The following is a 12235-nucleotide window of genomic DNA, read 5'->3' as shown; positions in this document are numbered from 1 at the left end:
ACACACAAAATAAAACATAAAATCTATGGTAGATTTAAAACAATTAGAGCATGATTTGACCAAACCATCAGCCGCTTTAATAGCAGATATTAGACAGATAGAAGGCGATATTATATTACTAGGTATTGGTGGTAAAATGGGCGTAAGTATGGGTAAGCTAGCAGTTGATGCTTTAAAAGCTGCCGCCATGAACAATAAAGTGATCGGCGTTTCAAGATTTTCTGATGCCAAAGCTAAAGCAGAATTAGAAGCCGTTGGCGTAGAAACCATTGCTTGCGATTTATTAAACGATGCCGAGTTGCAACAATTACCTGATGCCAAAAATGTAATTTACCTAGCGGGAAACAAATTCGGTACAACAGGCAAAGAAGGCTTTACTTGGGCGATGAATGCTTATTTACCTGGCAGAGTTGCCGAAAAATATAAAAACTCAAATATTGTAGCATTTTCATCAGGCAATGTTTTACCATTTGTACCTGTAACTTCGGGTGGCGTTGCCGAAAATGTTACACCAGAACCCATTGGCGAATATGCACAATCTTGTTTGGGTAGAGAACGTATTTTCGAATATTTTGCTAAACAAAATCAAACTCCAATTTTAATTTACCGACTAAATTATGCGGTAGATTTTCGTTACGGTGTATTTATGGAAATTGCTAAATCGGTTTTAAGCGACAAGGAAATTGATTTAACTACAGAAAATGTAAATGTAATTTGGCAAGGCGATGCCAATGAAATCGCTTTGCGTAGTTTGTTGCATTGCGAAGCGCCAGCAAAAATCTTAAACGTAACCGGGCCAGAAATTTTATCTATCAGGTGGATAGCTCAAGAATTCGGTAAAATATTTAATAAATCGCCAAAATTCATTAATCAGCCTGCTGGGAGCGCTCTATTAAACAATGCATCCGAGTGCCATCGTTTGTTTGGCTATCCAAAAGTTACCGTAAGAGAAATAATTGATATTACTGCCACTTGGATTAACAACGGTGGCGATGAATTTGGTAAAGCAACACATTTTCAAGAAAGAGGAGGGAAATTCTAATGCAAATTTTAAATCCAATATTAAAAAAACACTTGCTAAACGGAACGGTTTTTCCGGCACATCCGTTAGCACTAAATGAAGATAGAAAACTTGATGAAGTCAAACAACGCCAATTAGCAAGATATTACATGGCTAGCGGTGCTGGTGGTATTGCAGTTGGCGTACATTCTACACAATTCGAGATTAGAGATCCTGAAGTTAATTTATACGAAACGGTTTTAAAAATTGCAGCAGAAGAAGTGGCAGCAGCAAATTTGGACCGCCCATTTATTAAAATTGCTGGTATTTGTGGGCCAACGGAGCAAGCTGTAGCAGAAGCAAAATTAGCTTTAAAATACGGTTACGATATGGGTTTATTGAGCATGGGCGGCCTACAAAGCTTAACCGAAACTCAGATTTTAGACCGTGTAAGAGCGGTTGCTGCCATTATTCCGGTTTTTGGTTTTTACTTACAACCATCTGTTGGCGGTAGAATTTTTAGCTACGATTTTTGGTTGCAGTTTGCCGAAGTCCCTAATGTTGAAGCTATAAAATGCGCTTCTTTTAATCGTTACCAAACTTTAGATGTAATGCGGGCGGTTGCCAATAGCAGCAGATGTGAAGAAATTGCGATGTACACTGGTAATGATGATAACATTGTTGCTGATTTATTAACTACCTATCAATTTAACGTAAATGGTAAAAATGTAAATAAAGAGTTTGTTGGTGGTTTGTTGGGGCATTGGGCAGTGTGGACTAACAAGGCGGTTTCTTTGTTGGCAGAAGTTAAAACTTACAAAGCCAACAAAACTGCAGCAGCAGCTGATGATTTGTTAACTCGTGGTATTGAAATTACTGATGTTAATGCAGCGATGTTCGATCCTGCAAATCATTTTCATGGATGCATACCGGGTATACACGAAATTTTACGCCAACAAGGTTTGCTAAATGGCATTTGGTGTTTAAATCCGAATGAAAAATTATCTGATGGGCAAAAAGAAGAATTAGACAGGGTTTATGCAGCTTATCCGCATTTAAATGATGATGATTTTGTAAAAGAATTTTTAGCTCAAGATTTATAAATGATGAAAAAATTGCATATCAAATTAATTTTCTGGTTGCTTATCTTAACTCAATTTGCTCTTGCGCAAAGCGATGATAAATTTACCAACCATGGGCCGCAATTAGGTGCCAAAATGATACAGGGGAGTATTTTTGTAACCGATGACATAGGAACAGAATTGGTTTATACCGTTGTTCGTGGCGAACCTGCTCATCTTTTAGCTTACAATTTGAAGACCAAAAAATTGGTTCTAGATAAGGAGTTGCCTAAAGCAGATGGTGTTTGGGATATGGCACAAGCCAGCGATGGTTATTTATATATTCCAGGGGCAAACGGAAGTTTATTTAAGCACAAACCTGGTAGTCAGCAAGTAGAAGATTTAGGCATCGTATTAGCCGGAGAAACTTATTTGTGGAATTTAACACCTGGTAAAAATGGCGAAGTTTTCGGCGCAACTTATCCAGGATGCAGGGTTTTCAGGTATCATCCAAAAGATGGATTTACTGATGTTGGCAAAGGTGCTTTAGTTGATGGAGAAAATTATGTGCGCAGTTTAGCTTATCACAAAAGTACAGGTTTAGTTTATGCAGGGGTAGGTTCTCATGCACATTTAATTGAGCTTAATCCCTTAACAGGAGAAAAAAAAGAGATTTTGCCGGCTAAATATCAAGACCGAGAATTTGTATATGGCTTAGAAATTGTGCCTGGCAAAGATGGTGCTGATCGGCTATTGGCCTTATTAACTGCAGGAAACATTACTTTAGTCTATAACCTAAAAACTAAAAAAGTTGAACAAGAGATCAGCGACATGGATATGAAATCAGTATCCAGCTCCGCTGCAAAAGAGGTTTTTTATACTGGTAAAACAAATTTGTATAGTTTCGATCCTACAAAATCGGTAAGTTCTGCTAAACAGTTGGCGGCAAATGTTGGTAGTGCAAATGCTTTTTATTGGGGCAAAGATCAAAATCTATATTTTTTAACAGCGATGGCCAATTTGGTGCAATACAATCCTAAAACCAAAAAACATAGCAGCATTAAGTTGCAAATACCGCCACAACCCATTCCTATCAATGCCATTATGGTTGGACCAGATCAAAAAATATGGACTGGCGGTTACTTAGCTGGTGGACATGCAACTTATGACCCAATAACGAAAACAAACACAAAATATTTGGGCCTAGATCAAACCGAAGGAATGGCGGTTTATGGCGATCAAATTTATTTTGGCATTTATCCAAAAGGTCGTTTTTATGTTTACAATACCAAACAAAGTTGGGATGTTGGTAAAAACAATCCACGTAAATTAGGTGAAATTGAGGGGCAGAGCAGAGCTTTTGCAGTGTTGAGTTTGCCAGAAAAGCAAAAAATGTTTTTTGGAACCATACCTGAATACGGCAAATTAGGAGGAGCATTGATTAGTTATGATGTGGTTAAAGATGAACTTAAAGCACATGAAAATATTGTTCCTAATCAGGCCATCGTAAGTTTAATTAATGATGATGATTTGCTTATTGCTGGGACTACAGTTTCTGGAGGTTTGGGCATAAAAGCTACTACAAAAGAGGCTGTTTTATTTGGTTGGGATATCACTAAAAATGCTAAAACATTTTCGTTGGTTCCTGTGCCGGGTGCTGCGGCAATTACTTGTTTAATCAAAGTTAATGGTAATATTTGGGGCATCGCCGATGGTAATTTGTTTGTATTTAATGTTGCAGAGCAGAAGGTTGTTTCAGTAAAAAAATTATATGATTATCCGCCTTTGGGTAGTCACATTTGGCGAAGTGCTTTTTTGGTAAAACATCCTAACGGACAAATTTATGGTACAGATAATAATGTGTTATTTAAAATAGACCCAGCAACGCAAAACTATACCGAAATTGCTAAAGATGCGGCTTTATTAGTTGTGGATGCAAAAGGAACATTATATTTTAAACGTAAAACAGAATTGTGGTCTTACCAGCCTTAAATAACCTAACCGTCACCCTGAATTTATTTCAGGGTCTGTTTGAGAGACCTTGCTCCGACGCTTCAGAGAACGATTTTTCATCGTCCGAAGCAATCTCCTTCTAGTAATTTAAGCAAATCTGAAAAGGAGATTGTTTCCCGAAAAATCGTGACAAGCTGTGCCTCGCAATGACGAAATCATTAATTCCTTCGTTGGCGTCCTCGCCAACGAATAGTTAATTTATAGAAAAATGAAAAAAATACTCTTAATTGCTTTGATAGGTTGTTTCCAAATCCTGAACACAAAAGCTCAAGAAAGTTTTAAACCAGCCGATTTATTTGTAGAATGGCAGCTTTTAGCAAATGATTATCAGGGTAAAACGCAATTTTTAGCTTCCTTTACACTCATCAACAAAGGAAAAACGGAGATAGATTTAAAAGATTTTAAACTTTATTTTTCTTACCCAAGAGTAATTAATTCGGTAACAAGCAACAACGCCAAATTCGATAATTTAAGCGGAGAGTTTTGCCGAATTGTTTTTGACACCAATGTTAAACCTTTAAAGTCTGGCGAAAAAGTTACCATCGAATACATCGCCAATGGCAAATCTAAAAATTATACCGATGCTCCATCTAATTTGTACATCGTTTTTAACAAAGATCCGCAACAAGGTTTTCCAATCTTAAATTTTAAAAGCAATTATTTGGTTGAGAAAGAATTAGCGCAGCTGAAATTGGCTCCCGAAAAAGTTTTTGAAAAAAATAAGGATATCACAGATTTACCAATTGAAACATTGGTGCCAATATTACCTTCACCAAATGAATATAAACCATCCATTGGGTTCTTTAAACTGAACAAAAATACCAGTTTAAATTTCGATTCTTTTTTTAAGAATGAAGCCGATTTATTTAATGCAGAGCTGTCTCAGCTTATAGGTTCAAGTCTATCATCCAGCAAAGCTGAAAACAATATAGTTTTTAAAAAAATTGATGGTTTAGCAAATGAAGCTTATGAGTTAAAGGTAACAGTAGATCAGATCGAAATTGCAGCGAGTTCAAAAAATGGTGCTTTTTATGGAATCCAATCGTTAAAAATGATGATGCCGCCAAAAAGTTGGGCTAAAAAGCAAAGCCAAATTAGCATTCCTTGCGCAAATGTTAAAGATGCACCAAGATTTGGTTACCGCTCATTTATGTTAGATGTGGCAAGAAACTTTCAGACTAAAACACAAGTTTTAAAGATTTTAGATTTACTAGCACTTTATAAAATCAACACCCTGCATTTCCACCTTAATGATGATGAAGGTTGGCGGTTGCAAATACCTAGTTTGCCCGAGTTAACTACCATTGGTTCAACTAGAGCACATACTTTAGACGATAAAAACAATCTTCACCCATCTTACGGATCGGGTGCTTTGCCAAATACTTTTCCGGGTAGCGGTTTTTACAGCAAAGCTGATTTTATTGAAATTTTAAAGTACGCAACCGCAAGACACATTAGCGTAATACCAGAAATAGAAACGCCAGGGCATGCTCGAGCCGCCATAAAAGCAATGGATGCTAGATATGAAAAATATAAAAACAGCGATTTAGCTGAAGGGAAGAAATATTTACTACGAGATTTATTAGATCAATCGGTTTACAAATCGGTACAAGGTTTTAAAGACAATGTAATGAATATCGCCATGCCATCTACTTATACTTTTATAGAAAAAGTGGTTGATGAAGTTAAAGAGATGTACAATTTAGCCAACGCACCTTTAAAAACTATTCATATTGGTGGCGATGAAGTACCTGATGGCGTTTGGCAAAAATCGCCAGCAATTGCACAGCTAATGGAAAAAGAAAACATCAAAAACTATAACGATTTATGGTATTTCCATTTATCAAAAGTTAATCAGATTTTAAAAAAGAATAACCTTTATTTATCTGGTTGGGAAGAAGTGGCCATGCGAAAAACAAGTTTAGATGGTAAAACAAAATACTTGGCTAACCCAGATTTTACCACGCAAAATTTTCATGCTTATGTTTGGAATAACGTTTGGGGTTGGGGACAAGAAGATTTAGCTTACCGCTTGGCAAATGCTGGTTATAAAGTGGTGCTTTCTGCTGTAACTAATTTTTATTTCGATTTAGCTTACGAGCAAGATGCAGATGAGCCAGGTTTATATTGGGGCTCATTTGTTGATGTAGATAAACCTTTTTATTTCATCCCTTTAGATTATTATAAATCTGCAAAAGAAGATGTGCAAGGCAATCCGATTGATCCGAAAATATTTGAAAATAAAGAACGCTTAACCGATTATGGAGCTGGTAATATTGTAGGTATCCAAAGTCAAATTTGGTCTGAAAAAATTAGAGGAGCGGAACAATTAGAATATATGCTGCTGCCAAAGTTATTGGGTTTTGCAGAAAGAGCTTGGGCAAAAAATCCCCATTGGGCAACAGAAAAAGATAGCACAGTGGCCAATGCAAAATATGTAAAAGATTGGAGTTGGTTTACGAATTTGTTAGGTAAACGTGAATTTACTCGGTTAAACTATTATACCGGCGGATTTAATTACCGTATACCAACTGTTGGCGCAAAGGTTATAGAAGGTAAAGTTCATGCAAACACCCAATATCCGGGTTTATTAATTAAATATACGTTAGATGGAAGTGAGCCAACTTTAAAAAGTAAAACTTACATAAACCCAATTCCACATAGTGGAATAATGAGGTTTAAAGTATTTAACAACAACGGCAGAGGCGGCAGAACCATTATTGTGCAGTAATTATGGAAAACCTTAACTTAAATAGAAGAGCTTTTGTGAAAGCGGGTAGTTTGGCCGGCTTGGGATTACTTTTAAATCCATTCGATGCATTGGCATATCAAAACAAAGGCAAAAGAGTTGGCATAATTGGTTTAGATACCAGTCATAGTTTGGCTTTTACCAAGTTATTATTTGAAGCTAAAAGCGAAGAATATAACGACTATAAAGTTACTGCAGCTTATCCCTTTGGGAGTAAAGATTTAGCCTTAAGTAAAGAGCGAATTCCTCTACAAACTGTAGAAATTCAAAAATGCAACGTAAAAATTGTTGATTCTATTTCAGCTTTGCTGGATGAAGTAGATGTGGTATTGCTAGAAACCAATGATGGCAGATTGCATTTAGCGCAAGCTTTACAGGTGATTAATGCCAAAAAGCCATTATTTATAGATAAACCTATGGCTGCATCGTTAAAAGATGCAAAAGCGATTTTCAAGGCGGCAGAAAAAAATCAAGTACCGGTATTTTCATCATCATCTTTAAGGTTTATGACAGCAGTTGTTGATGTTAAAAACAACAAATACGGTAAAGTTTTAGGGGCAGAAACTTTTAGTCCGGCTACAATAGAACCAACCCATCCAGATTTATTTTGGTACGGCATACATGGCATAGAAACACTTTTTGCATTAATGGGAACTGGCTGTAAAACCGTAACTAGGTATTATACTAAGGACACAGATGTAGTTGTTGGTGTTTGGAATGATGGTAGAATCGGTACATTTAGAGGAACTAGAAATGGTAAAGCTGATTTTGGAGGCACTTGTTTTTGCGAAAATCAAGTTGTAAATGTTGGGCCATATTTGGGTTATCAGCCTTTGCTAAAAGAAATTATATTGTTTTTTGAAACCAATAAAGTACCCGTTAAATCGGCAGAAACATTAGAAATATTAGCTTTTATGGAAGCTGCAGATGAAAGTAAAAAGTTGGAAGGGAGATCGGTAGATTTAGCTAAATTTCTTTTAAAAGCCCATTAAATTTTTTAATTGCCCGTATTACTAATCATTTTAAGTGCATTTTTTTAAGATTAATAAAATGATCAATGCAAGTAAATTTACTAAAATACAATTAACACTCCATTAAGGAATATAATAAACACTTCATTACTATAAATTAAATCAACTTATATTCTGTTTTAAATGCGAATAAGAATTTTTTTGTCCTTCGTTAACTTCCTGCTATCAGCCAAATCAGCTGATTTTTAAATGAATATAATCCAGTTTTATCAGACTTTTAATTCACTAAAAGTTTAGGTTTTAGCCTCCAATAATCAATTTTATACTTGTAACAATAAAATATTTGGGTGATTTTTTAACATTTGGTGGCATAGAAGTTGCAACCGATGCAGAAATATCATACCTAGATAAATTTATGAAAAATAAAATTTTAATAATTGAAGATGAAGAGTTGATGCTGATGTTTTTAAAGCAGCGAATGATTAAGGAAAATTTTGAAGTTGATGTTGCTAGAGATGGTAATGAGGCCATCGAACTTATTAATACCAGCAGATACGATACAATTTTGGTTGATCTGATGTTACCTTTTGTATCAGGATTTGAGCTCATTGCTCATATCAGAGAAGATAAGCAAAATGCTGAAACGCCTATAATTGTACTCTCTGCTTTAAGTTCTGAGAATACAATTATAGAGGCATTGTCTATAGGTGCAAACGAATTTTTTAAAAAGCCATTTGCAGTTAATGTACTTTTAACCAAATTAAAGTTGTTGGTTGGCGGTCAAACCTATTTACACAGCGCCTAAATGCCTATACTTTTCGTTTCCTACAATAACTATTATTTGCAATTTGATGGATATCCATTATTCATTCAAATTGCAATAATAATGATACTTCTATCGATCTGTTTGTTTCTAGCGGGTAATGCAATTCTTGCTGCAAAAAGAATGGCCTACACTTACCACAACGCTAGAGTTAATGAAGCAAGTAAACTAGTTTCTGCTGAGCTTACAAGTAATATCATGATGACAGATAAAGTATCTGAAAATGATTTTAATACTTTGGTGAGTAGATTAAGAAATCTCGGGTCAAAAAATAGGCTTTACAATCAGGTGTTAATTGATCAAATTATTTTCTATCATAGAAACTTTACAGACAGCACTGAAAGAGTATTAGGGCAATTGTTTGCTAAGCTAAATTTGATACAAAGCGCTATACAGAAAATTAAAAAAGGAGCATGGCAAGTTAAAGCAAAAGGTTTGAAAGAGATGCAAGAGATGACGCCAAAAGCCGAAATGCATGACTTAATTGATCCGCTCTTAAATGATGAGAATGACGATTTGCGTATTGAAGCCCAATCTGCCTATGTAAGATTAAATAAAGATCATCCGTTTGATTTTTTAACCCATGCAAAAAAGCCGCTTCTAAATTGGCATCAAATTTTATTGTATGAGTTGGTATCTAATTCTCCAGATCTCGAGGTGCCAGATTTACGCAAGTATTTAAAATCAGAAAATTTAACTGTAATTTCTTTTACCTTAAAACTTATACAGTTTTATCAGCAATTAGAAGCTATACCAGATTTAATTAATCTGATATCGCATCCTGATGAAGACATAAGAATTGAAATAATTGCCGTTTTGGGAAAACTTGACGCAGAAGAAGCTGAAGAAGAGATGATTAAAAGATATGCTCAGGAAAGTATAAAAATCAAACTGCAAATTATAGATTCTATTGGCGAAATCTCAAGCGGCAAATATTTAGATTTTTTGCAAAAAGAGTTTTTAACCTCAGATGAATTTTTGATCATGAAGGCAGTTGGCTGCGCCTTAGCAACTTATCCAAATTTTAATAGAGATAATTTTATTAACGATAGTAACACCAATTTAAATCAGGTTACTATTATGAACCACTGTACAAACGTATTAATTAGAAATTAATGTTCAACAAATTTTTCGATTACCTTACACAGTTCTATGAGGTTTTCATGTTTGATTATGCGACTGTACTCATGTTTTCTTATGCGCTTTTAGTTATCCTTTCGCTTATTGAAATAAGAATATACCTCAAAAGAAAAAGTTATATCGATTTAAGATCACTTTTAACTTCACCATATGCTCCTGGTATTACTGTTGTTGCCCCAGCATATAACGAAGGTCTTACCATCATCAACAGTGTTCACTCTTTGCTATCACTAAATTACCCAAAATTTGAAGTGGTGATTATTAATGATGGCAGTACCGATCATACCCTACAAAAAATGATTGATGAGTTTAAGCTGGTTGCTATAGATTATGCTTACAATGAGCAAATTATTACACAGCCAGTTAAGCAAATTTATCGTTCAGAAAATCCGGCATTCTTTAATCTTTTAGTAGTAGATAAAGTTAATGGAAAGAGCAAAGCCGATGCATCTAATGCCGGGATCAATGTATCTTCTTATCCATATTTTTTGTGCACAGATGTAGATTGCATTATCCATAAAGACACGCTCCTTAAATTAATTAAGCCATTTGTAGAAGAAAAGACAAAAGTTATTGCAACTGGTGCAGCAATTCGTATTTCGAACTCATGCGAAATTAAAAATGGTTTTTTAGTTAAAGTTAAAGTGCCAAAAAAATACCTTCCCCTGTTTCAAGAGTTAGAATATATTAGGGCGTTTTTATTAGGTAGAATGGCTTGGAGCAAAATAAATGCACTGATGCTGGTTTCTGGAGGTTTAGGGATGTTTGATAAAGAAATAGCCATCAATGCAGGCGGTTACGATCCAAAATCTTTTGGTGAGGATATGGAACTCATTACCAGAATGCGCATGTACATGCATAACCTTAAGCAAAAATATCTGGTTAAGTATATACCCGAATCGCTATGCTGGACAGAAGTGCCATCAACATTAAAAGTTTACGGAAACCAACGTACCAGATGGGCTAGAGGTTTGGCGCAAAATTTATGGGTGCACAAACGCATTATCTTCAACCCAAAATATGGAATTTTTGGAATGGTTTCTTTCCCATATTGGCTGTTATTCGAGTGGCTAGCTCCAATTATAGAGGCAACTGGTGTGGTTTATTATATCTACATGATTATTACCGGCCAAATTAATTGGGAGTATGCAATCATTTTACTGATATACGTGTATACTTTTTCGGTAATGATAACCGTATTTGCAGTGTTATGGGATGAGATAACGCATAAGCAATACGAATCTAAAATGGAAGTGTTTAAGCTATGTGTTGCCGCTATGCTCGAGCCATTTTTTTATCATCCTTTGGTAGTTTTTTATGCCATTAAGGGTAATTTTTATTCCTTAACAGGAAAACCTATGGCTTGGGGCAATATGCAAAGAGCCGGATTTAAAAAGAAATTTTCTAAAAAAAAGGAGATCATTGAGAATGAAAATTAAGCATATCATATTAATTGTGCTGCTGAATTGTATGGCATTTAATTTACATGCACAAAAGGTTGATGTAGATAAACTTTTAAAACAAGCTTTACATGAAACCAACGTAACAAAGAATTACCCAAAAGCTAAAACGTTAGCAAAAAAAGGGCTTAAAATTAGTCCTAATTATACAGACATTAGACTTCTATTGGGCAGATTGTACAAATTAACTAATCAACCAGACAGCGCCAGATTAGAGTTTGCGAAAGTTTTAGCAAAAGAGCCAACAAATGCTGATGCCTTAAATTATCTTAAGGGTTTAGAAAATGCTCAAGAAGTAGCTGAAATTGCTTCTCTTAAAAATAGAGTAAGTGTTACCTATAATCCAACTTTTTTTGAAAGAGAAGGAAAAGATAATTGGAATTTATTAAATGTGTATTATGCTAGATTAACCAAATACGGAACCATTTTAGGAAGAATAAATTATGCCAATAGATCATATGCAGATGGTTTACAGTATGAATTGGAAGCTTATCCGAAACACAAAAAAGCATATTCATTTATAAATTTTGCTTATTCAAATGCTGATATTTTTCAAAAATATAGAGCGTCCTATTCTTATATTAGAAGCTTTGAAAAGGGTTGGGAAGGAGAATTAGGATTAAGATATCAATACAATACCGTTGGTTTAATGAGCTATGGCGGATCTGTTGGAAAATACATTGGAAGCTATTGGTTAAACGCAAGAGCTTTTCTTACTCCATTTGATGGTGTTATGGCACAATCATACGCACTAACAGCTCGTTACTATACAAATACTGCCGATGACTATTTTACGGCAATTATAGGAACAGGTATTTCTCCTGATGACCGAGCAAGGAATTTTGAGTTAGAAGAAAGATTAAATACGAATGCATTTAGATTAAGTTTAGGTTATCAGCAGCTGATTTGGAAAAGAAATGTGATCAGCATTTTGGGCACCTTTAACAGAGAAGAATATGTAATTGGCAGAAAGGAAAACGAATTTGACATTGCAATAAATTTTCAACATCGATTTTAA

General features: G+C 35.0%; 9 protein-coding genes. All 9 read left to right on the top strand.

All coding sequences use genetic code 11. The annotated features are described in order from the left end of the window. Positions 1-25 precede the first annotated feature (25 nt). The 9 genes from AC07XU_RS02460 to AC07XU_RS02420 all read left to right on the top strand — a co-directional run bounded on the left by AC07XU_RS02460 (position 26) and on the right by AC07XU_RS02420 (position 12235). A complete protein-coding gene (locus AC07XU_RS02460) occupies positions 26-1042 on the top strand; it encodes an NAD-dependent epimerase/dehydratase family protein (protein ID WP_494942035.1) in 1017 nt (338 codons plus the stop codon). After that, complete coding sequence (locus tag AC07XU_RS02455) at positions 1042-2103, top strand: dihydrodipicolinate synthase family protein (RefSeq protein WP_494942034.1); 1062 nt, start codon at positions 1042-1044, stop codon at positions 2101-2103. The genes AC07XU_RS02460 and AC07XU_RS02455 overlap by 1 nt, the downstream gene beginning before the upstream one ends. Continuing rightward, positions 2104-4053, top strand: coding sequence for a ligand-binding sensor domain-containing protein (locus AC07XU_RS02450; protein WP_494942033.1), 1950 nt, complete (start codon positions 2104-2106; stop codon positions 4051-4053). A gap of 229 nt (positions 4054-4282) precedes the next feature. Continuing rightward, positions 4283-6805 (top strand): family 20 glycosylhydrolase, encoded by a 2523-nt coding sequence (locus AC07XU_RS02445; RefSeq protein ID WP_494942032.1) that lies wholly within the window; start codon positions 4283-4285, stop codon positions 6803-6805. Between the two features lie 2 nt (positions 6806-6807). After that, positions 6808-7815, top strand: coding sequence for a Gfo/Idh/MocA family protein (locus AC07XU_RS02440; RefSeq protein ID WP_494942031.1), 1008 nt, complete (start codon positions 6808-6810; stop codon positions 7813-7815). A 322-nt stretch (positions 7816-8137) separates the two neighbouring features. Then, positions 8138-8599, top strand: a complete 462-nt coding sequence (locus tag AC07XU_RS02435) for a response regulator transcription factor (RefSeq protein WP_494942030.1) — start codon at positions 8138-8140, stop codon at positions 8597-8599. Continuing rightward, positions 8600-9733, top strand: coding sequence for a HEAT repeat domain-containing protein (locus tag AC07XU_RS02430; protein ID WP_494942029.1), 1134 nt, complete (start codon positions 8600-8602; stop codon positions 9731-9733). Continuing rightward, positions 9733-11196: a glycosyltransferase family 2 protein gene (locus AC07XU_RS02425; RefSeq protein ID WP_494942028.1), complete on the top strand. Its 1464-nt coding sequence runs from the start codon at positions 9733-9735 to the stop codon at positions 11194-11196. Before AC07XU_RS02430 ends, AC07XU_RS02425 begins: the two co-directional genes overlap by 1 nt. 31 nt (positions 11197-11227) lie before the next feature. Next, positions 11228-12235: a YaiO family outer membrane beta-barrel protein gene (locus AC07XU_RS02420; protein WP_494942027.1), complete on the top strand. Its 1008-nt coding sequence runs from the start codon at positions 11228-11230 to the stop codon at positions 12233-12235.

The sequence above is a fragment of the Pedobacter sp. GW456-11-11-14-TSB4 genome, assembly GCF_059424425.1.
The sequence above is the reverse complement of the archived record's forward strand: the minus strand, read 5'-3'. Positions and strand labels throughout refer to the sequence as shown.

Coding starts and splice junctions, on each gene's coding strand:
- AC07XU_RS02460 (WP_494942035.1), top strand. CDS start 26: ATGGTAGATTTAAAACAATTAGAGCATGATTTGACCAAACCATCAGCC.
- AC07XU_RS02455 (WP_494942034.1), top strand. CDS start 1,042: ATGCAAATTTTAAATCCAATATTAAAAAAACACTTGCTAAACGGAACG.
- AC07XU_RS02450 (WP_494942033.1), top strand. CDS start 2,104: ATGATGAAAAAATTGCATATCAAATTAATTTTCTGGTTGCTTATCTTA.
- AC07XU_RS02445 (WP_494942032.1), top strand. CDS start 4,283: ATGAAAAAAATACTCTTAATTGCTTTGATAGGTTGTTTCCAAATCCTG.
- AC07XU_RS02440 (WP_494942031.1), top strand. CDS start 6,808: ATGGAAAACCTTAACTTAAATAGAAGAGCTTTTGTGAAAGCGGGTAGT.
- AC07XU_RS02430 (WP_494942029.1), top strand. CDS start 8,600: ATGCCTATACTTTTCGTTTCCTACAATAACTATTATTTGCAATTTGAT.
- AC07XU_RS02425 (WP_494942028.1), top strand. CDS start 9,733: ATGTTCAACAAATTTTTCGATTACCTTACACAGTTCTATGAGGTTTTC.
- AC07XU_RS02420 (WP_494942027.1), top strand. CDS start 11,228: ATGGCATTTAATTTACATGCACAAAAGGTTGATGTAGATAAACTTTTA.